Raw genomic sequence first — 19,099 nt, forward strand, 5'->3', positions numbered from 1 at the left:
GGTTGGAACCCATGAAGACCGAGCACGCCCACATGACCGAATGCGCCGCCGAGGCCGCCCGCGTGGCCCGGGGCGTCACCGCCCCACAGCTGGCGGCGACCGCCACCCCCTGCGCGGACTGGGACGTCCGCACGCTCGTCAACCACTGGGTGCTCTACACCTCGCACGGCATGGAGCACCGCGCCCTGCGCACCGAACTGCCCGAGGAGCTGATCGCCCGCGACTTCACCGCCGACGCCGACTGGGCCGAGCGGTACGCCGCCCAGCTCGACCGCGCCGTCGCCGCCTGGTCCGACCCGGCCGCCTGGGAGGGCACCATCGGCGAGGGCGATTCCGCGTCCCCCGCCGCCGACACCGCCGCGATGCTCATCGAGGAGATCGCCCTGCACGGCTGGGACGTGGCCCGCGCCACCGGCCAGGAGTTCCGGATCTCCGACGCGGCCGCCGCCCATGTACTGGGCACCGTCGAGAGGACCGCCGCGCTCTACCGCCAGTACGAGGGGTTCACCGACGAGGTGGACGCCCCGGGGGCCACCGGCTTCACCCGCGCCCTGGCCCTCAGCGGGCGCGACCCGCAGTGGAGCGCGTCCTGAGAATGGCCCAGGCCCAGGGGTGCCGAATGGCCCGCAGGAGGGTGCCACCGGCTGGCTAGTCTCGGCCCATGAGCACACACCCCACCACGGAACAGGGCAGGCCCGTCGTCGACTTCTACTTCGACCCGGCCTGCCCGTTCGCCTGGATCACCTCCCGCTGGATGCTGGAGGTGGAGCGGCACCGCCCCATCGACCTCCGCTTCCACGTCATGAGCCTCTACCTGCACAACACCGGCAACGAACTCCCCGACTGGTACCGGGATCTCGTCGACCGGTCGATCGGCCCGGTACGGGTGGCGGCGGCCGCCGCCGAGGAGCGCGGCGGGGAGATCCTGCGCGACCTCTACACCGCCCTCGGCAGCCGCATCCACCAGCGGAAGAACGAGGACTTCGACGAGGTGATCGCCCAGTCCCTCGCCGAACTGGAGCTGCCCGCCCGCCTCGCGGACGCCGCGCACGACGAGCGATACGACGAGGCCGTACGGCGCAGCCATGAGGCGGGCCGGGACCCGGAGGCCGGTGGCTACGTCGGCACGCCCACCATCCACGTCGACGGGACCGTGTGGTTCGGCCCCGTGCTGCGGGCGATTCCGCGCGGCGAGGAGGCGGCCCGGCTGTTCGACAGCTTCCGGGTGCTCGCCGGCCACCCCGACTTCTTCGAACTCAAGCGCACCCGCACGGGCGGCATCGACGCCGGCTGACCGGCTCAGGCGCTGACCGCGACCCGCAGGGACGCGGTCGCGTGCGCCTCGTCGTAGCGGTCGAGCAGCAGCCGGGCCAGCTCCGGGGCCGGCCCCAGCACCCCGGCCAGCACATCCGCGCCGGCCGCCGCGGCCCCCGCCTCGATGCGGTCCGGGAGGCGGCCCGGCGCGATGACGTACGGGGCGACCGCGACGCGGTCCGCACCCGCGGCCCGCAGGGCCCGTACCGCGTCCTCGGTGCGGGACGGGCCCCCGGCACGAACAGCGGAGGCGAACGCAGGCCGCACGGAACACCAACCGGTGTGCCGCAGCTCCCGCGCGATTTCAGCGATCACTGCGATCGCCTCCGGGTCTGATGAGCCCGCCGAGGCCAGGACGAGCCCGGTCGAGCTTCGGTCGCCGGGGCGCACCCCGGCCTCGTACAGCCGCCGCTCCAGCGCCGCGTTGAGCAGCGGCGACGGGCCCAGCACCGCGGCCTGACGCACCCGCAGCCGGGGCAGCGCCGCGCGCGCCTCGCGCAGCACCGCCGGGATGTCCGACTTGGCGTGGAAGGCGCGGGTCAGCAGCAGCGGCAGCGCCACCACCTCGTCCGTGCCGTCGGCGGCCAGCCGCTCCAGGACCCGCGGCACCGAGGGCGCGTTGAAGTCCAGGAACCCGGTCTCCACCCGCAGACCCGGCCGCAGGGCCCGTACCCGCGCGGTCAGCGCGTGCACGGTCGCGGCATGCCGGGGATCGCGGCTGCCGTGGGCGATGACGAGGAGGACCGGAGAGGACATGGCGGCTCAGTTCTTGACGAGGAGACCGCGGCTGCGCAGCACCCACCGCTCCAGCGGACTGAAGATGAGCAGGTCGATGGCGATGCCGACGAACAGGATCAGGATGATGGCGAGGAAGATCCCCGGCATGTCCGCGTTGTTGCGGCCGTTCTCCAGCAACTGCCCGAGACCCAGGCCGAGATCCGGCGAGGAGGCGATGATCTCGGCGGCCATCAGCGAACGCCAGGAGAACGCCCAGCCCTGCTTGAGCCCCGCCAGATAGCCCGGCAGCGCGGCCGGCATCACGATCAGCCAGGTGCCCCGCAGCCCGGTCGCGCCCAGCGTCCGCCCCGCCCGCAGGAACAGCGGCGGCACCTGGTCGACGCCCGAGACCAGGCCGTTGGCGATCGAGGGCACCGCGCCGAGCAGGATGACCGCGAACATCATCGAGTCGTTCAGCCCGAGCCAGATCACCGCCGGCGCCACCCAGGCCACCGAGGGCAGCGACTGCAGCCCGGACAGGATGGGGCCGATCGCGGCGCGCACGAACTTCACCCGCGCCACCAGCAGCCCCAGCGGCGTACCGATCGCCACCGACAGCAGGAAGCCGAGCAGACCGCGCGAGACGCTGGTCCACACCACGTCCAGGAGCGTGCCCTGGAGCCACATCTCGCGGGCGCTGTCCCAGACGGCGCCGGGTGACGGCAGCTTGTAGTCCTCCGTCACCTCCGCCCGCACGAGCAGTTCCCAGACGACCAGGACCAGCGCCACCGCGACCAGCGGCGGCAGGACCTTGCGCACCAGGACCTCGCGGACCGGGGTGCGGTGCACCTGTACGGCGTCCAGGGCGTCCAGCCCGGCCTCCAGGCCGGCCAGGTCGTCCGGCCTGCTCCCGCCGGACCCCGCCTCGTCCGACTTGATGTCAGTGCTCGCCATGACGGCGGATCTCCCCACGCAGTTGTTCGGTGATCTCGACGGACAGTTCCGCGACGGCGGTGTCCTCGATGCGGCGCGGATGCTCGATGCCGACCGTCCACTCGCGGGCGATCCGGCCGGGCCGGGACGACAGCAGGACGACCCGCTGGGCGAGGCGCACGGCCTCGCGCACGTTGTGCGTGACGAACAGGACCGAGACGTTGGTCTCGCGCCAGATCCGGGTCAGCTCGTCGTGCAGCACGTCACGGGTGATGGCGTCGAGCGCGGCGAACGGCTCGTCCATCAGCAGCAGCTGGCTGTCCTGGGCGAGCGCGCGGGCCATCGCCACGCGCTGCCGCATGCCGCCGGACAGCTCGTGCACCCGCTTGCCGTACGCCCCGCCCAGCCGCACCAGCTCCAGCAGGCGTTCCGCCTCGCCGCGCCGCCGCGCCTTGGGCACCCCGCGCAGCCGCAGGGCCAGTTCGATGTTCTTGCCGGCGGTCAGCCACGGGAACAGGGCGTGTTCCTGGAACATCAGCGCCGGGCGGCCGCCGGGCGTCTCGATGGTGCCGCCGGTCGGCCGGTCGAGCCCGGCCACGAGGTTGAGCAGCGTCGACTTGCCGCACCCGGAGGCACCCAGGAGCGTGACGAACTCGCCCGGAGCGACATCGAGACTGATGTCGTCCAGGACCAGCTGCGTGCCCGCGGGCCCGGCGAAGGACTTCGAGACATGCGCGATACGGGCGGCGTGCCCGACCGCGACGCGGTCCTCGGCCTTGGTGAGGGTGGTCGCCATGGTCGTCACCTCCTGGGAGTCTTCGGGCGGCTGGTCACTCGGCGCCGAGTCCGGCGTCGTCGGCCGCGGGCTTGCCCGCGGCCTTGAGGAGCTTGTTGAGCGGCTTCAGGTCGTAGATGCCCTTGAGGTCGGGCTTGTCCAGCAGACCCGCGTCCACCGCGTGTTCGGCCTGTGCGTCGAGCGTGGCGGCCAGCGGGTCGTCGGTGATCCGGATCGACTTCCAGGCCGGGTCGATGACCTCGGGCGGCAGTTCCTTGCCGGTGAGCTTCTTCAGCGCGGCGTTGGCGGACTTCTTCGCCTTGTCCGGGTTGTCGTTGATCCAGGAGTTGGTGACCATCGAGCCGCGCAGCACGGCCTCCACGACGTCCGGGTGCTCGTCCAGGAACTTCTGCGACACGATGATGTTGGTGATCACGAACTTGTCGTCCGGCCACAGCGTCGACTCGTCCAGCAGTTCCTTCGCGCCCTCGGCGACCAGCTTGGCGGCGGTCGGCTCGGGTACCCAGGCGCCGTCGATGGAGCCGGAGCGGTAGGCGTTGGGGGCCACCTTGTTGTCCGTGCGGATGACGGAGACGTCGCCCTTGCCGCTCTGCGCGTCGACCTTCCAGCCCTGCTCGGAGATCCAGTGGAGGAACGCCACGTCCTGGGTGTTGCCGAGCTGCGGGGTGGCGATCCGCTTGCCCTTGACGTCGGCCGTGGTCCTGATCTTCTCCGGGTTCACGACGAGCTTGACGCCGCCGGAGGCGGAGCCCCCGATGATCCGCAGGTTCCGGCCCTTGGACTTGGTGTAGCCGTTGATGGCCGGCGACGGGCCGATGAAGCCGATGTCGATCGAGCCGGCGTTCAGCGCCTCGATCTCGGACGGGCCGGCGTTGAAGACGGCCGTCTTGAGCTGGGTGCCGCCCAGTTCCTTCTGGAACAGCCCCTCCTGGTCGCCCACGAGCGCGGTGGCGTGGGTGAGGTTGGGGAAGTACCCGATGCGCACGGTGTCGGCGGACAGCTTCTCGCCGCGGGCGACGTTGGCCTTCGCGTCGTCCGGCGCCTGCGAGCCGTAGCCGCAGGCGGTCAGGGCCAGGGCCAGCAGGGGCGGGGCGGCGAGTGCGGCGATGCCACGGCGCCGCGTGGTACGGGGGGCAGGCACGGGAGGTGTTCCTCTCGGAGGCCCGGTGCTCACGCCCCTCGTATATGCGGGGGCGCGGCCGGGAGATCGGCAGGTCTGCGTCTGGACGGGCGGTGCGGTTGGTGCTGCCGGGCGCGCGGGCGGTGCGCGTACGTCATCGCGCACATCGCCCGACACCGCCCTGTCCACTCCCGACCGCGCCGCTGCCGATGCGGCCGCCCTCCTTGGCGAAGGTCGAGAAGACGTCGACACCCATCAGAAGTCCCACTCCGCGTCGTCGTCCGCGGCCGCCGGCTCCTCGGCGGCGGCGAACGACGCGCCCGCCATGCCGGCCGAGAGCGTGGTGCCGTCCGCCGGGTCGATCAGCAGGAAGGAACCGGTGCGGCGGGAGTCGGCGTACGCGTCGAGCGCGAGCGGCTCGGCGGTACGGACCACGACCCGGCCGATGTCGTTGGCGACGAGCTTGCCCGGCGCCGGGTGCTGGGACAGGTCGTCGAGACCCAGCCGCGACGGGATGTCCTTCACGATCGCCTTGACCGTGCGGGTGGTGTGCTTGAGCAGCACCCGCCGGCCCACGGTGAGCGGCTCGTCCGCGACGTGGCAGACGGTCGCCTCGACGTCCTGGGTGGTGACCGGGGCGTCGGCGGCCGGGGCGATGAGGTCGCCGCGCGAGACGTCGATGTCGTCCGTGAGGCGCAGCGTCACCGACTGGGGCGCCCAGGCGATGTTCACGCTCTCGCCGAGCAGGTCGATGCCCTCGATGGTGGTGGTGCGGCCCGAGGGCAGCACGGTGACGGCGTCGCCGACCCGGAACACGCCGGCCGCGATCTGGCCCGCGTAGCCCCGGTAGTCGGGGTGCTCGGCGGTCTGCGGCCGGATCACGTACTGGACCGGGAAGCGGGCGTGGCAGGCGGTCAGGTCGTGGCTGACCGGGACCGTCTCCAGGTGCTCCAGGACGGTCGGGCCGCCGTACCAGTCCATGTTCGCGGACGGCTCGACGACGTTGTCGCCGGCCAGCGCGGATATGGGTATCGCGGTGATCTCCGGCACGCCGAGGGAGGCCGCGTACGCGGTGAACTCCTCGGCGATGGCGGCGAACACCGGCTCCGCGTAGTCGACCAGGTCCATCTTGTTGACGGCGAGGACGACGTGCGGGACGCGCAGCAGGGCGGCGACGGCGGCGTGCCGGCGGGTCTGCTCGACGACGCCGTTGCGGGCGTCGACCAGCACCACGGCCAGCTCGGCGGTGGAGGCGCCGGTGACCATGTTCCGGGTGTACTGCACATGGCCGGGCGTGTCGGCGAGGATGAACCGGCGCCGGGCGGTGGCGAAGTAGCGGTAGGCGACATCGATGGTGATGCCCTGCTCGCGCTCGGCCCGCAGCCCGTCGGTCAGCAGCGCCAGGTCCGGCGCCTCCTGACCGCGGTTGCGCGAGGCGTGCTCGACCGCCTCCAGCTGGTCGGTGAGGACCGACTTGGAGTCGTGCAGCAGCCGCCCGACGAGCGTGGACTTGCCGTCGTCCACCGACCCCGCGGTGGCGAACCGCAGCAGGGTGGTGGCCGCGAGCAGCTCGGCCGACTGGGTGGGCGTGGTCATCTTAGAAGTACCCCTCGCGCTTGCGGTCTTCCATCGCGGCCTCGGACATCTTGTCGTCGGCACGGGTGGCGCCCCGTTCGGTGAGCCGGGAGGCGGCGATCTCGGTGATCACCGCGTCCAGCGTGGTGGCGTCGGAGTCCACGGCGCCGGTGCAGGACATGTCGCCCACGGTGCGGTAGCGCACCTGCCGGGTCTCGGTCCGCTCGTGCTCCTTGGGCCCGCCCCAGTCGCCGGCGGTCAGCCACATGCCGGAGCGGTTGAAGACCTCGCGCTCGTGGGCGAAGTAGATCGACGGGAGCTCGATGCCCTCGTGCTGGATGTACTGCCAGACGTCCAGCTCGGTCCAGTTGGAGATCGGGAAGACGCGTACGTGCTCGCCGGGCGCGTGCCGGCCGTTGTACAGGTTCCACAGCTCGGGGCGCTGGCGTCGCGGGTCCCACTGGGAGAACTCGTCGCGCAGCGAGAACACCCGCTCCTTGGCGCGGGCCTTCTCCTCGTCGCGCCGCCCGCCGCCGAAGACGGCGTCGAAGCGGTGCTGCTGGATGGCCTCGGTCAGCGGCACGGTCTGCAGCGGGTTACGGGTGCCGTCGGGGCGCTCGCGGAGCTTGCCGGCATCGATGTACTCCTGGACCGACGCGACGTGCAGCCGCAGCCCGTGCTCGGCGACCACGCGGTCGCGGTAGGCCAGCACCTCGGGGAAGTTGTGCCCGGTGTCCACGTGCAGCAGCGCGAACGGCACCGGCGCGGGGGCGAACGCCTTGAGCGCCAGGTGCAGCATCAGGATCGAGTCCTTGCCGCCGGAGAACAGGATCACCGGCTTCTCGAACTCGCCCGCCACCTCGCGGAAGATGTGCACCGCCTCGGACTCTAGCGAGTCCAGGTGGCTCAGCGCGTACGGATGGTCGGTGCCCTCATGCACAGTCGCGACGGTCGTCACGCCGCACCCCTCTCGCTCAGCAGCGCGTACAGCTCCGCCGCGGACTCCTGCACGGTCTGGCGGTGCGACTCGATGCGCAGATCGGGCGACTCGGGTGCCTCGTAGGGGTCGTCCACCCCGGTGAGCCCGGATATCTCGCCCGCCGCCTGCTTGGCGTACAGCCCCTTCACATCGCGTTCCGAGCACACCTCGACCGGCGTGGCCACGTGCACCTCCAGGTACGCGGTGCCCTCGGCCTCGTGCCGCTTGCGGACGGCGTCCCTGCTGTCCGCGTACGGGGCGATGACCGGGACCAGGGCCTTGACGCCGTTGGCCGCCAGCAGCTCGGCGACGAAGCCGATCCGCTGGACGTTGGTGTGCCGGTCCTCGCGGGAGAAGCCCAGACCGGCCGAGAGGAACTCGCGGATCTCGTCGCCGTCGAGCACCTCGACGCGGTGGCCCTCGGCCCGCAGCCGCCCGGCGAGTTCGTACGCGATGGTGGTCTTGCCGGCGCTCGGCAGACCGGTCAGCCAGACGGTGGCTCCCGTCTCCGTCACGCTCATCGAATTCTCCTGATCAGTCGTCATCAGCCGTGCAGCCCGCACTCGGTCTTGCCCCGCCCGGCCCAGCGGCCGGCCCGCGCGTCCTCGCCCTCCAGCACCCGGCGGGTGCAGGGCGCGCAGCCGACGGAGGCGTAGCCGTCCATCAGCAGCGGGTTGGTGAGCACCCCGTGCTCGGCGACGTAGGCGTCGACGTCGTCCTGGGTCCAGCGGGCGATGGGCGAGATCTTGACCTTGCGGCGCTTCTCGTCCCAGCCGACCACCGGGGTGTTCGCCCGGGTCGGGGACTCGTCGCGGCGCAGCCCGGTCGCCCAGGCCGCGTAGGCGGTCAGGCCCTCTTCCAGCGGCCGGACCTTGCGCAGCTTGCAGCAGAGGTCGGGGTCGCGGTCGTGCAGCTTCGGCCCGTACGCGGCGTCCTGCTCGGCGACCGTCTGACGCGGGGTCAGCGTGATGACGTTGACGTCCATCACGGCGTCCACCGCGTCCCGGGTGCCGATGGTCTCCTCGAAGTGGTAGCCGGTGTCGAGGAACACCACGTCCACGCCCGGCATGGCGCGCGAGGCGAGGTGGGCCACGACCGCGTCCTCCATCGAGGAGGTGACGCAGAACCGCTTGCCGAAGGTGTCGGCGGCCCACTTCAGGATGTCGAGCGCGGAGGCGTCCTCCAGCTCGCGCCCGGCCCGCTCGGCCAGGTCCCTCAGCTCGTCGTCGGTGAGCGTGTCCAGCTCCTGAGCGACCGTCATGTCCCGTCCCCTCCCACGTCGTTGCGCTGCAGTCCCCGGCTCAGCAGACCCAGGAACCTCAGCTGGAACGCGCGATTGCAGGAGGCGCATTCCCACGCCCCGTGCCCGGTCTCGTGCGGGCGCAGGTCCTCGTCGCCGCAGTAGGGGCAGTGGAACGGCGCGGCGCGCTCGCTCATGACAGCGACTCCACGCTCGCGCGGGCGGCCCAGGCGGCGAAGCGCTCGCCCTCCTCGCGCTCGGCCTGGAACCGGACGAGGACGCGCTCGATGTAGTCGGGCAGGTCGTCGGAGGTGACCTTGAGGCCGCGCACCTTGCGGCCGAAGGTGGCGTCCACGCCGAGCGAGCCGCCGAGGTGGACCTGGTAGCCGCCGACCTGCTCGCCGTCCGCGGTCATCATCAGCTGGCCCTTGAGGCCGATGTCCGCGGTCTGGATGCGGGCGCAGGCGTTCGGGCAGCCGTTGATGTTGATGGTGATCGGCTCGTCGAAGTCCGGGAGGCGGCGCTCCAGTTCGTCGATGAGGTCGCTGCCCCGCTTCTTGGTGTCGACGATCGCCAGCTTGCAGAACTCGATGCCGGTGCAGGCCATCGTGCCGCGGCGGAACGTCGAGGGGTTGACCCGCAGGTCCATCGCCTCAAGGCTCTCGACCAGCGAGGTGACCCGGTCCTCGGGCACGTCCAGGATGATCAGCTTCTGCTCGACCGTGGTGGAGACCCGGCCGGAGCCGTGCGCCTCGGCCAGCTCGGCGATCTTGCCGATCTGGGAGCCGTCCAGCCGGCCGACGCGCGGCGCGCAGCCCACGTAGAAGCGGCCGTCCTTCTGCCGGTGCACGCCCATGTGGTCGCGCCAGCGCTGCTTGGGCTGCTCGGGCGCGGGCCCGTCGCTCAGCTTGCGCAGCAGGTACTCGTCCTCCAGCACCTGGCGGAACTTCTCCGGGCCCCAGTCGGCGATCAGGAACTTCAGCCGGGCGCGGTTGCGCAGCCGGCGGTAGCCGTAGTCGCGGAAGATGGAGGTGACGCCCTCCCAGACGTCCGGCACGTCCTCCTCGGGCACCCAGGCGCCCAGGCGCACCCCGAACCGGGGGTTGGTGGACAGGCCGCCGCCGACCCACAGGTCGAAGCCGGGGCCGTGCTCGGGGTGGACGACGCCGACGAACGAGATGTCGTTGATCTCGTGCGCCACGTCCAGCACGGGCGAGCCGGAGACCGCGGTCTTGTACTTGCGGGGCAGGTTGGAGAAGCGCGGGTCGCCGAGGTAGCGGCGGGCGATCTCGTCGAGCGCGGCGGAGCCGTCGATGATCTCGTCCTCGGCCACGCCCGCGACGGGCGAGCCCAGCATGCCGCGCGGGCAGTCGCCGCACGCCTCGGTGGTGGACAGGCCGACGGCCTCCAGCTCACGCCAGATGGCCGGCACGTCCTCGATGCGCACCCAGTGCAGCTGGATGTTCTGACGGTCCGTGATGTCCGCCGAGCCCCGCGCGTACTTCTGCGACACCTGGCCTATGACGCGGAGCTGGGCGGTGGTGAGCCGGCCGCCGGTCACCCGGACCCGCAGCATGAAGTACTTGTCCTCAAGCTCCTCCGGCTCCAGCGCGCCGGTGTGGCCGCCGTCGATTCCGGGGCGGCGCTGGGTGTAGAGGCCCCACCAGCGGAAGCGTCCGCGCAGGTCGTTGGGGTCGATCGAGTCGAAGCCACGCTTGGAGTAGATCGTCTCAATGCGTGTCCGCACATTGAGACCGTCGTCGTCCCGCTTGAACTGTTCGGTGCCGTTCAGGGGCGTTGTGTATCCCAGGCCCCACTGACCTTCACCACGGTGCCGACCGGCCTTGCGGCGGGGCGTGGCGGTAGGAGGTTGTTCGGTGCTGGCCATGGCAAATTCGTCCTTCGGGACTGCAGGAGGGCGGCTCTGAACTGCACACTCGCGTGAGGCGCGGCGGTGCGCAGGCTGAACTGAGGCAAAGGGGGATCGCGGCGGTGCTGGGACTCTCAGCTCACCGGACAGATGGCGCTGGACATGCGGCCGAGGTCGACGTGGCGTCGACTCACCAAGGCAATTCCAGTTCCGGACATGACGGAAGCGTGTCATGGGGATCTCGCGACAGTCCACCACTATCCATGATGTGGACGAGACTGTCCCGATGAATGAGACGGTGTGGCGCCGGTCACGGGCAAATCGGGCGCCGGGGGCGGAGCGTAGAACCGGACAGACAAGGGGATTTGCTAGAAAAGCGGCTCGCGTTCGGCGCCCGGCCACGGACCCGGCGTGGCGACCGATTCCTCCAGTTCCGTCCGGGTGTCGAACAGCCGGAAGCCGCGCCTGCGGTAGTTCTCCATCGCGTGCGGTCCGTCCTTGGAACAGGTGTGCAGCCACACCCGCTTCGTCGCCGGTCGCTCCGGCCACCGCTCGGCCAGGTCCCAGGCGCGGGCCGCCCCGTACGACAGCAGATGCCCGCCGATCCGTCGCCCCCGGAACGCCGGGATCAGCCCGAAGTACATGATCTCGACGACCCCGTCGTCCTGCGGGTCCAGTTCGATGTAGCCGGCCGGGGTGCCGTCGGCGTACGCGACCCACGTCTCCGCGCCCGGCCGCTCCAGCGCCTCGCGCCACTGCGCGTACGTCATGCCCAGCCGGTCCGTCCACCGGACGTCACCGCCGACCGCCGTGTACAGGAACCGGCTGAACTCGGGCAGCGGCACCCCGGACCGCATGATCCGGACATCGCCCTCCGGCGCGGCGGACGGCCGCAGATCGTCCGGGGAGGTCTGCTCCAGGGACCAGATGGTCACCTCTTCGAGGGCCGGTCCTGCGGCACGTACGGGGTCGCTCATGACAGCCAGACAACCATGCCCGGCCCCTCGCGCGAAAGCCGGGCCCCCGGCCTCTCAGCCGGCCCCGCGCGCCGCCGCCACCACCGGCGCGCTGGAACGCGGCAGCAGGTCCGCCGGATCGTCCGGCTCGACGACCTCCACCTCCACGCCCTCGACGAAGCGGTACGGGCGGTGCGCCAGCACCTCGGCCAGATGGCGCCGCAGCCGCGACATCTCCGCCCGCACCGTCACCGTCCGGGTCGCGTCGCCGAACAGGTCCTGCGCCAGCTCCGACGCCGTACGCCCCTCCCGGTGCAGCGCCAGCGCGTACAGCAGCTCGGCGTGGCGCGGCGAGAGCCGCTGCGCCCAGGTGCCCACCGGGCCCACCACGTTCACCGCGAGCGCCCGGGGGCGGCTCAGATCCAGCACCACCCGGCGCGGCGGGCTGTCCGTCGTCCCGTCCGCCACCTGCACCAGCCAGCCGCCCGGCAGCGGCTCCACCCGGCACATCCCCAGCGACGGCAGCCACACCCGCCCCGGCCCCAGCGACTTCGGCAGCGGCAGCCGGTCCACCGGGGGCATCCCCGTCACCGCCGCCGTCCAGCCGTGGCCGTCCACCGCCACCGCCCGGCCGCCCAGCCGGCTCAGCACCGGCGCCGCCACCGCGCGCAGCCGGTCCACCGCCTCCAGATGCCGCACCCGGATCTCGCTCTCCGCCAGCCGCGCCACCGACCGCACCAGCGCCAGCGTCGTCGGATGGAAGGTGGACGCCGGCCCGCTGATGTCCACGATGCCCATCAGCCGCCCGTCACGCGGATCGCGCACCGGCGCCGCCGCACACGTCCAGCCGTGCAGACTGCGCACGAAGTGCTCCGCCGAGTGCACCTGCACCGGGGCGCGGGAGGCCAGCGCCGTACCGATCGCGTTGGTGCCGGTGATCTCCTCGGACCAGGCGGCGCCCTCCGCCAGACAGATCCCGTCCGCCCGCCGCAGCACCGCGGTGTTGCCCTCGCGCCACAGCACCCGGCCGTCCACATCGGTGACCACCATGATCTGCTGCGAGGCGTCCGCGATGCTCGTCAGCCCGTCGCTGAGCAGTGGCATCACCTCGCCCAGCGCGGAGCTGCGGCGCCGGTGCTCGATCTCCTCCGCCTCCAGGAGCCTGCTGTGCGTCGTCTGCTCGGGATCGATCCCACTGCGCAGCACCCGGTCCCAGGAGGCCCCGATCTCCGCGCGCGGCACGGCCGGCATCCGGTCGCCCGCCATCCGCGCCTCACGGGCCCGGTGCACCAGACGTCTGGCCCCCGCGCTCTCCTGGGCGGCCGGCCGCAGCACGCCGAGCGGAGTCGTCTCCACGCCCGTTCCCCCTCACCCCGCAGCGGGCCCCGTCCGGGGGCCGCACCCCCATCCTGCCGCCACTCGTGCCCCGCCACCGCAACTCCACACAATGGTTGCAACCCTCTGCAACTCTGGCGAGCGCCTCGGGTCCGTACAAGAGTGGCGGTACACCGTACCGACGGGCCCCGGCCCCACGTCCGGTGTGTACAGCATGGGGGGTGGTGCCGTGTCGGCGCAGCACCACCCCCCGTCGCTGTTCCCTCAAGCCGCCACCGCCCCGTCCGGCCGGGCCCGCTCCACGATCGAGGCCAGGCCCGGGGTGGGCGGCAGCGTCCCGAAGACCGCGCCCCCGTCCCCGCCCAGGCGCGCCGCGCAGAAGGCGTCCGCCACCTCCGGCTCGGCGCGCAGGGCCGGCACCGCCGCGTGCGTCGTCGACAGCGGGCCGCCGTGCCCCGCCTCCGCCTGGGTCCAGACCAGGAACCCGGCCGCCCGGCGCACATGTCCGCCCGGCCGGTCCCAGCCGCCGGTCAGCCCCGCGCCGACCGCATGGCCCAGCAGCCGGTGCCAGGCCGGGTGGAAATCCACCTCGTCCACGCGGTGCCCCGAGCGGTCGTGGGTGCGCAGCCTCGGCGGGTTCTCATCGGCCCGCGCCCCCCGGTCCGCCGCCTGCGCGGAGCCGGCGGACCGGCCGAGCGCCGACAGATCCTGCCGCGCCTCCGCCAGCACCTCGGGCGGAAGATGGCGTTCCACGGCCTCGCCGAGCACCCGGTCCGCGCCGAAGACGTCATAGCCGAGCAGGGGAGGGACCTGGTTGGACACGGTGTGGGTGGTGGCTGCCATGCCGATACGGTAAAGAGGTGCAGGCAGCAGACGAAACACCCGAGCGACCACCGGGCCGGCTCCACCGGGCCCGAGTTCTCTACCGCAACGTATCCAAGCGGCAGCTCGCCTGGCAGTTGCTCAAGGACACGGTCAACTCGTGCATGGAGTACCGCATCCTCGGACTCGCCGCCGAAGCGGCGTTCTTCACCCTGCTGTCCCTGCCCCCGCTGCTCCTGGGCCTGATCGGCCTGCTCGGATACGTGGACGAGTGGACCAGCACCACCACGGTCGCCTCCATCGAGCGCAACATCCTCAGCGCCGCGCACACCGTGCTCTCCGAGCGCGGCGTCAAGGAGTTCGCCGAACCGCTCCTGGCCGACGTCACCACGGGCGCCCGGCCCGACATCATCTCCATCGGCTTCGCCATCGCCCTGTGGTCGGGCTCCCGCGCGGTGAACGTCTTCATCGACACCATCACCGTGATGTACGGGCTGGACGGCCAGCGCGGCATCGTCAAGACCCGGATGCTCGCCTTCCTGCTGTACGTGGTGGCGCTGCTGCTCGGGGCCGTCGTGCTGCCGCTGCTCGTGGTGGGCCCCGACCGGGTCGTGGAGTTCATACCGTGGGGCACCGAGCTGATAAGCGTCCTGTACTGGCCGCTGGTGATCGTGCTGTCCGTCGCCTTCCTCACCACGCTGTACCACGTGTCCGTACCGGTCCGCTCGCCGTGGATCGAGGACATGCCGGGCGCCCTGGTGGCGCTGGCGATGTGGGTGCTGGGCAGCTTCCTGCTGCGGATCTACCTGACCAGCACGGTGGAGGGCCCCACGATCTACGGATCGCTGGCCGCGCCGATCGCGGTCCTGCTCTGGATCGGCATCTCCGCGTTCGCCGTGCTCGTCGGCGCCGCCGTCAACGCGGCCATCGACCGGGTCTGGCCCTCGGTCGCCACGGCCGCCGCCCGCGCCGCCAACGACCGGGTGCGCGCCGCCCAGGCCGCCGAGTTCGTGGCCCGCACCCGGGCGGAGAGCTGGCACGGCGGTCCGCTCGACGAGGACGACGACGAGGACGAGGGCGACAGTCCGTACATGCCCTCCGAGTTCCCCGAGCGGTGGTCGCGGTTCCTGCCCCCGGACGACGTGAAGTCCCGGCTGCACGCCCGCGAGAAGGACGGCGAACGGCCGGCGAACCCGTACGACGAGTGACCGGCTAACCGGCGGCGGGCGGGGCGGGGGCCGGCGGGGCCGACCGGTCCGCCGCCCCCGGCGACCAGGACAGCTTCACCGTCAGATGGCCCTCCAGGGCGCTCTTCGCGATCACCGCCCCCGCCTCCGAGGTGATCTTCACGCCGAACTCCAGCTCCACCCCGTCCGGCCGCAGCGCTCCGTCCCGGAACACGGCGAGCGCCGACTCGGCCGCCGCGCGGATGCCCTCCAGCGCGCTGTCGAACGTCCGCCCCGCCCGCGCCAGGGCGTGCCCGCCGTCCCGCGAGACCAGTTGCGCGCCCGGGGCATGACGGTCCACCTCCACGGTCACCGTCGCCCCGTTCTCCGTGGTGAACTCCATCAGTGACGCCATGACCGCCCCCGTAGCCGATTTCGCGTCCGCCGCGTCCGCCGACGACACTAGCGCCATGGCCGACGACTACACAGAGCGCGCCGCGCGGCTGGACGGCGCGACGGTGTGGACGCTGAGCGCGCCGCCGGGCACGGTCCACCCGGTGCTCCCGGACGGCTGCATGGACCTGCTCTGGAGCGGGGAGCGGCTGCTTGTCGCCGGACCGGACACCCGCGCCGCGCCCGCGTCCGGCACCGGCGGCAGCTGGGCCGGGGTCCGCTTCGCCCCCGGCACCGCCCCCGCCCTGCTCGGCGTGGACGCAGCGGAACTGCGCGACCGCCGGGTCCCGCTCGACGCCCTCTGGGACGGCGCCCGCGTCCGCCGCCTCACCGAGCGCGTCGCCGAGGCGGCCGACCCGGCCCGCGCGCTGGAGGACATCGCCCTGGACCGGGCCGCCCGCACCCCGCCCCCGGACCCGGCGATGCGCGCGGTCGCGGCGCGCCTGGCGTCCGGCGGCACCGTCGCCGAGGCGGCCGGAACCGCCGGACTCGGCACCCGGCAACTGCACCGCCGCTCCCTCGCCGCCTTCGGCTACGGGCCCAAGACCCTCGCCCGGATTCTCCGCCTGCAACGGGCCCTGGCCCTCGTACGCTCCGGACTGCCGTACGCCGAGGCCGCCCTCGCGGCGGGCTGCGCCGACCAGGCCCACCTGGCGCGCGACATGCGCGCCCTGACCGGCACCACCCTGACCGCGTACTTCGACCGGCTCTAGGCCCCGGCGGCCGGCGGGGCGAACAGGGAGACCGCGCAGCCGTCCGGGTCCAGGACGACGGCGTACCGCTGCCCCCACACCGCGTCCCACGGCTTCAGATGGCCCCGGTGGCCCGCGCCCGTCAGGTCCGCGTACACCGCGTCCACCTCCGCCGGACTGTCGCACAGGAACGCGAGCCCCACCCGGTCACCGCCGGACGGCCCCGGGGTCCAGTCGGGGTCGTAGGAGCGGACGACGGCCTCCGCGTCCCACATCAGCCGCGCGCCGCCCGGCAGGACCACCTCCACATGGGGCGCGGACTCCGCCCCCTCCGGGATGTCCAGGCCCAGCCGGCGGTAGAAGGCGAGGGATGCGGGCAGGTCGGCGGTGGCGATACCGATCGCGTCGAGTCGAGGAGTCATGGACCGACCGTAGGCCGCGCCCCGACCCACCGTCTTGTACGAATCGGTCACGGCGGCGCCCACGGCTCGGGCACGGCTGCGCCCACGACTGGGCACGGACCCATCGGTCACGGCGTCCCGAGCACGTCCGCCGGTGACGTCCCCGGCTCCGTCAGCGCCAGGCCCAGGGCCGCGCGCTCGGCGACCCAGCGGGTCGGGCGGTGGCGGGGGTCGCCCGTCGACGCGTACAGCGCCCGGTGCAGCTCCAGCATCCGGGCCGCGCCCACCCGGTCGCCCCAGGCCAGCGGGCCCGCCGGATACCCCAGCCCGGTTGTCACGGCCACGTCGATGTCGGCCGGGGAGGCCGGCCCCCGCTCCGCGATGGACGCCGCCACGGACACGATCGAGGCGAGCAGCCGCTGCGCCACCGAACCGGCCGTGTCCCGGACCACCGACACCGCGAACGGCTCCTCGCCGCCGGCCGCCCGCGCCAGCACCGCCCGCGCGTCCCGCGCCGCGGCCGGGTCCGCCGCCGGGGTCACCGCGAGCACCCTGCGGCGCCCGGCCGCGGGCAGAGGGTCCACGCCGAAGGTGCGCCCGGCGGGCAGATGGTGCGCGGCCACCGCCGAGGCGACCGGGGCGCCCCACACCGGGACCAGCACCAGCGCCCCGGCGGACGGCCGCTCCCCGTGCTCCACGGCCGCGCCCGCCGAGGCCAGCGCGTCGCGGAGCACGGCCGCGCCGGCCTCCCGCGCCGGGTCCGGGGCGAAGACGTGCACCGGGCGGTCCGCGTCGCCGGTGACCGGCGGCTCCGGCGCGGGCCCCGCGGCCTCGGGGCCGTACCCGTACCAGCCGCGTCCGGTCTTGCGGCCGTGCAGTCCGGCCACCACCCGGTTCGGCGTCAGATAGGAGGGGCGCAGCCGGTCCTCGTGGCGGAAGCCCGTCCAGATGGAGTCGATGACGGCGGCGGTCACATCGAGCCCGGTGAGATCCATCAGCTCGAACGGGCCCATCCGCAGCCCCAGCACGTCCCGCGCGATCCGGTCGATGTCCGCCGGATCGCCCACGTTCTCCTCGACCAGGGCGAGCGCCTCGGTCACCAGACCGCGCCCCGCGTGGTTGACGAGGAAGCCGGGGGTGTCCGCGACCGTCACCGCACGGTGGCCGCAGCCCTCCACGAACGAGGTCAGCATGGGCGGGATCTCCGGCCGGGTGGCGGCGCCGGGCACCACCTCCACGATCCGCATCAGCGGCACCGGGTTGAAGAAGTGCAGCCCGGCCAGGCGCGCCGGGTCCGTCAGCGCGGCGGCGATCCGGGTCACCGAGAGCGAGGAGGTGTTGGTCGCGAAGACCGCGGAGTCCGGCAGGGCCTGCTCCAGGCGGCCGAACACCTCGGCCTTGGTCGCCAGGTCCTCGCGCACCGCCTCGATCACCAGAGCCACGCCGGGGCCCGGCGCCCACGGGTCGTCCAGCGGGACCAGCCGCCCCGCGGCGGCCTCCGCGTCCGCCGCCGTCAGCCGCCCCTTGGCCACGGCCCGGTCCAGCATGGAGCGTACGAAGGCCACCGCGTCCGTCACCGCCTCGGACCGCACGTCGCCCAGCTCGACGGTGTGTCCGGCGACGGCCGCCCACTGGGCGATGCCGCGGCCCATGGCTCCGGCGCCGACGATCCTGATACGCATACGGGTCCTGTCCTCTCGACGGGGCGGGCCCGGTGCCCGCGCTGCCGACGCTGTCAGCGTCCTTTGATCCCCGTCCAATACCGAATTAGGCTCAGACCCGGACGCCGCGCGAATCAATCATGGCGGCGGAACTGGGGGGTGGCATGGAGCTGCGGCATCTCGCCGCGTTCCTCGCGGTGGCGGAGGAACTGCACTTCGGACGGGCCGCCCGGCGCCTCCAGATGGCCCAGCCGCCGCTGAGCCAGCGCATCCGCGGCCTTGAGCGGGAACTCGGCGTCCAGCTCTTCGAACGCAACACCCGCTCGGTGCGGCTCACCAGCGCGGGGGAGTCCTTCCTCCAGCCGGTCCGGACCGTGCTCGCGGACCTCGACACGGCGGTGCGGGCGGCGCGGGCGGCCGGCCGGGGCGCGTACGGACGGGTGCGCATCGGCTTCGCGGGCGCCTCCAGCCACGAGACGCTGCCGCTGCTCACCCGCGCGGTGCGGGCCGCCCATCCGGGCATCGAGCTGGTCATGGCCGGGCAGACCTACGCCAATGTGGCGCTCGCCCGGGTCGCCGACGGCTCGCTGGACCTCGGGTTCGTCCGGCTGCCGGTGAGCCGGCCGGGCGTCAGCTGCCGGGTGATCGAGGAAGAGGAGCTGGTGTGCGCGCTCCCTCTCGACCATCCGCTCGCCGCCCGGCAGCGGATTCCGCTCGACGCGCTGGCCGGCGAGCCGTTCGTCGCCTTCCCCGCCAACAGCGGCTCCACCGTGCGCGACGCGATGGTCGAGGCGTGCGAGGCGGCCGGGTTCGATCCGCGCGTGGTGCAGGAGGCGCCGGACTCGTACACCATCCTGGCGCTGGTCGCGGCGGGCGTCGGGGTCACGCTGACCGTGACCTCCGTCCAGCACATCCAGCTCGGCGGCCTCGTCTACCGGCCGCTCGCCGGGCCGCCGATCCGCCGCCAGGCCGCGCTCGCCTGGCGGACGGACAACCCCTCGGCCGCCCTGCGCGCCGTGCTCGCCGTCGCGGAGAACGCGCTGCCCACCCCTGCCGGCTGACCCCCGCC

At 73.1% G+C, this 19,099-nt stretch carries 21 protein-coding genes and 1 pseudogene; 5 read left to right on the forward strand and 17 right to left on the reverse strand.

What is annotated here, in order from left to right; translation table 11 throughout:
- Window positions 1–11 precede the first annotated feature (11 nt).
- Both DNK56_RS29815 and DNK56_RS29820 read left to right on the forward strand, forming a co-directional pair.
- On the forward strand, window positions 12–593 hold the full coding sequence (locus tag DNK56_RS29815) for a TIGR03086 family metal-binding protein (protein ID WP_111338879.1): 582 nt from the start codon (window positions 12–14) through the stop codon (window positions 591–593).
- Window positions 594–661: 68 nt separating this feature from the next.
- On the forward strand, window positions 662–1,294 hold the full coding sequence (locus tag DNK56_RS29820; RefSeq protein ID WP_111338880.1) for a mycothiol-dependent nitroreductase Rv2466c family protein: 633 nt from the start codon (window positions 662–664) through the stop codon (window positions 1,292–1,294).
- A 5-nt stretch (window positions 1,295–1,299) separates the two neighbouring features.
- Here the strand turns inward: DNK56_RS29820 and DNK56_RS29825 are convergent, their stop codons facing one another.
- The 14 genes and pseudogenes from DNK56_RS29825 to DNK56_RS29885 form a co-directional block, all read right to left on the reverse strand.
- Entirely contained in the window at window positions 1,300–2,070 is a 771-nt protein-coding gene (locus tag DNK56_RS29825) for a sirohydrochlorin chelatase (RefSeq protein WP_111338881.1), read from the reverse strand.
- Between the two features lie 6 nt (window positions 2,071–2,076).
- Window positions 2,077–2,985, reverse strand: coding sequence for an ABC transporter permease (locus tag DNK56_RS29830; RefSeq protein WP_111338882.1), 909 nt, complete (start codon window positions 2,983–2,985; stop codon window positions 2,077–2,079).
- Window positions 2,972–3,760, reverse strand: coding sequence for an ABC transporter ATP-binding protein (locus tag DNK56_RS29835; RefSeq protein WP_111338883.1), 789 nt, complete (start codon window positions 3,758–3,760; stop codon window positions 2,972–2,974). The genes DNK56_RS29830 and DNK56_RS29835 overlap by 14 nt, the downstream gene beginning before the upstream one ends.
- Before the next feature lie 34 nt (window positions 3,761–3,794).
- Window positions 3,795–4,901, reverse strand: coding sequence for an aliphatic sulfonate ABC transporter substrate-binding protein (locus DNK56_RS29840; RefSeq protein WP_111338884.1), 1,107 nt, complete (start codon window positions 4,899–4,901; stop codon window positions 3,795–3,797).
- Window positions 4,902–5,135: 234 nt separating this feature from the next.
- Window positions 5,136–6,476 carry a sulfate adenylyltransferase subunit 1 gene (locus DNK56_RS29845; protein WP_111338885.1) on the reverse strand — a complete coding sequence of 447 codons (1,341 nt, stop codon included), beginning with the start codon at window positions 6,474–6,476 and terminating at the stop codon, window positions 5,136–5,138.
- A 1-nt stretch (window position 6,477) separates the two neighbouring features.
- Window positions 6,478–7,413, reverse strand: coding sequence for a sulfate adenylyltransferase subunit CysD (cysD, locus tag DNK56_RS29850; RefSeq protein ID WP_111338886.1), 936 nt, complete (start codon window positions 7,411–7,413; stop codon window positions 6,478–6,480).
- A complete protein-coding gene (cysC, locus tag DNK56_RS29855) occupies window positions 7,410–7,979 on the reverse strand; it encodes an adenylyl-sulfate kinase (protein ID WP_111338887.1) in 570 nt (189 codons plus the stop codon). Before cysC ends, cysD begins: the two co-directional genes overlap by 4 nt.
- The gene (locus tag DNK56_RS29860; protein ID WP_111338888.1) at window positions 7,979–8,695 is read right to left on the reverse strand and encodes a phosphoadenylyl-sulfate reductase; all 717 of its coding nucleotides are present in this window, start codon (window positions 8,693–8,695) and stop codon (window positions 7,979–7,981) included. The genes cysC and DNK56_RS29860 overlap by 1 nt, the downstream gene beginning before the upstream one ends.
- Window positions 8,692–8,871, reverse strand: coding sequence for a hypothetical protein (locus DNK56_RS29865; protein WP_111338889.1), 180 nt, complete (start codon window positions 8,869–8,871; stop codon window positions 8,692–8,694). Before DNK56_RS29865 ends, DNK56_RS29860 begins: the two co-directional genes overlap by 4 nt.
- A complete protein-coding gene (locus DNK56_RS29870; RefSeq protein WP_111338890.1) occupies window positions 8,868–10,562 on the reverse strand; it encodes a nitrite/sulfite reductase in 1,695 nt (564 codons plus the stop codon). Before DNK56_RS29870 ends, DNK56_RS29865 begins: the two co-directional genes overlap by 4 nt.
- Window positions 10,563–10,678: 116 nt before the next feature.
- Window positions 10,679–10,762, reverse strand: coding sequence for a putative leader peptide (locus tag DNK56_RS36610; protein ID WP_309474722.1), 84 nt, complete (start codon window positions 10,760–10,762; stop codon window positions 10,679–10,681).
- 150 nt (window positions 10,763–10,912) lie between these two features.
- A complete protein-coding gene (locus tag DNK56_RS29875) occupies window positions 10,913–11,521 on the reverse strand; it encodes a GNAT family N-acetyltransferase (protein ID WP_111338891.1) in 609 nt (202 codons plus the stop codon).
- Window positions 11,522–11,575: 54 nt separating this feature from the next.
- Entirely contained in the window at window positions 11,576–12,856 is a 1,281-nt protein-coding gene (locus DNK56_RS29880) for a helix-turn-helix domain-containing protein (RefSeq protein WP_111338892.1), read from the reverse strand.
- A 366-nt stretch (window positions 12,857–13,222) separates the two neighbouring features.
- Window positions 13,223–13,678: pseudogene (locus DNK56_RS29885) on the reverse strand (DNA alkylation response protein); the annotation flags it as partial.
- A 17-nt stretch (window positions 13,679–13,695) separates the two neighbouring features.
- Here DNK56_RS29885 and DNK56_RS29890 point away from each other — a divergent pair.
- On the forward strand, window positions 13,696–14,865 hold the full coding sequence (locus tag DNK56_RS29890) for a YihY/virulence factor BrkB family protein (protein ID WP_111338893.1): 1,170 nt from the start codon (window positions 13,696–13,698) through the stop codon (window positions 14,863–14,865).
- Window positions 14,866–14,869: 4 nt separating this feature from the next.
- On the opposite strand, the gene DNK56_RS29895 is transcribed toward DNK56_RS29890, so the two are convergent.
- Window positions 14,870–15,238 (reverse strand): CU044_2847 family protein, encoded by a 369-nt coding sequence (locus DNK56_RS29895; RefSeq protein ID WP_111338894.1) that lies wholly within the window; start codon window positions 15,236–15,238, stop codon window positions 14,870–14,872.
- A 55-nt stretch (window positions 15,239–15,293) separates the two neighbouring features.
- On the opposite strand from DNK56_RS29895, the gene DNK56_RS29900 reads away from it, so the two are divergent.
- Window positions 15,294–15,989, forward strand: coding sequence for a helix-turn-helix domain-containing protein (locus tag DNK56_RS29900; protein ID WP_111338895.1), 696 nt, complete (start codon window positions 15,294–15,296; stop codon window positions 15,987–15,989).
- Here DNK56_RS29900 and DNK56_RS29905 read toward each other — a convergent pair.
- Entirely contained in the window at window positions 15,986–16,390 is a 405-nt protein-coding gene (locus DNK56_RS29905; protein WP_111339669.1) for a VOC family protein, read from the reverse strand. The two genes, DNK56_RS29900 and DNK56_RS29905, sit on opposite strands and share 4 nt — an antisense overlap.
- 107 nt (window positions 16,391–16,497) lie before the next feature.
- Window positions 16,498–18,051 carry a 3-hydroxyacyl-CoA dehydrogenase gene (locus DNK56_RS29910; RefSeq protein ID WP_111338896.1) on the reverse strand — a complete coding sequence of 518 codons (1,554 nt, stop codon included), beginning with the start codon at window positions 18,049–18,051 and terminating at the stop codon, window positions 16,498–16,500.
- Window positions 18,052–18,194: 143 nt separating this feature from the next.
- On the opposite strand from DNK56_RS29910, the gene DNK56_RS29915 reads away from it, so the two are divergent.
- Entirely contained in the window at window positions 18,195–19,091 is an 897-nt protein-coding gene (locus tag DNK56_RS29915) for a LysR family transcriptional regulator (RefSeq protein WP_111338897.1), read from the forward strand.
- Window positions 19,092–19,099 lie beyond the last annotated feature (8 nt).

The organism is Streptomyces sp. AC1-42W, assembly GCF_003248355.1.
In the GTDB taxonomy this organism is placed as follows: Bacteria; Actinomycetota; Actinomycetes; order Streptomycetales; family Streptomycetaceae; genus Streptomyces.

Coding starts and splice junctions, on each gene's coding strand:
- DNK56_RS29830 (WP_111338882.1), bottom strand. CDS start 2,985: ATGGCGAGCACTGACATCAAGTCGGACGAGGCGGGGTCCGGCGGGAGC.
- DNK56_RS29835 (WP_111338883.1), bottom strand. CDS start 3,760: ATGGCGACCACCCTCACCAAGGCCGAGGACCGCGTCGCGGTCGGGCAC.
- DNK56_RS29900 (WP_111338895.1), top strand. CDS start 15,294: ATGGCCGACGACTACACAGAGCGCGCCGCGCGGCTGGACGGCGCGACG.
- DNK56_RS29895 (WP_111338894.1), bottom strand. CDS start 15,238: ATGGCGTCACTGATGGAGTTCACCACGGAGAACGGGGCGACGGTGACC.
- DNK56_RS29825 (WP_111338881.1), bottom strand. CDS start 2,070: ATGTCCTCTCCGGTCCTCCTCGTCATCGCCCACGGCAGCCGCGATCCC.
- cysC (WP_111338887.1), bottom strand. CDS start 7,979: ATGACGACTGATCAGGAGAATTCGATGAGCGTGACGGAGACGGGAGCC.
- DNK56_RS29820 (WP_111338880.1), top strand. CDS start 662: ATGAGCACACACCCCACCACGGAACAGGGCAGGCCCGTCGTCGACTTC.
- DNK56_RS29815 (WP_111338879.1), top strand. CDS start 12: ATGAAGACCGAGCACGCCCACATGACCGAATGCGCCGCCGAGGCCGCC.
- DNK56_RS29860 (WP_111338888.1), bottom strand. CDS start 8,695: ATGACGGTCGCTCAGGAGCTGGACACGCTCACCGACGACGAGCTGAGG.
- DNK56_RS29865 (WP_111338889.1), bottom strand. CDS start 8,871: ATGAGCGAGCGCGCCGCGCCGTTCCACTGCCCCTACTGCGGCGACGAG.
- DNK56_RS29910 (WP_111338896.1), bottom strand. CDS start 18,051: ATGCGTATCAGGATCGTCGGCGCCGGAGCCATGGGCCGCGGCATCGCC.
- DNK56_RS29875 (WP_111338891.1), bottom strand. CDS start 11,521: ATGAGCGACCCCGTACGTGCCGCAGGACCGGCCCTCGAAGAGGTGACC.
- DNK56_RS36610 (WP_309474722.1), bottom strand. CDS start 10,762: ATGTCCGGAACTGGAATTGCCTTGGTGAGTCGACGCCACGTCGACCTC.
- DNK56_RS29845 (WP_111338885.1), bottom strand. CDS start 6,476: ATGACCACGCCCACCCAGTCGGCCGAGCTGCTCGCGGCCACCACCCTG.
- DNK56_RS29915 (WP_111338897.1), top strand. CDS start 18,195: ATGGAGCTGCGGCATCTCGCCGCGTTCCTCGCGGTGGCGGAGGAACTG.
- DNK56_RS29870 (WP_111338890.1), bottom strand. CDS start 10,562: ATGGCCAGCACCGAACAACCTCCTACCGCCACGCCCCGCCGCAAGGCC.
- DNK56_RS29905 (WP_111339669.1), bottom strand. CDS start 16,390: ATGACTCCTCGACTCGACGCGATCGGTATCGCCACCGCCGACCTGCCC.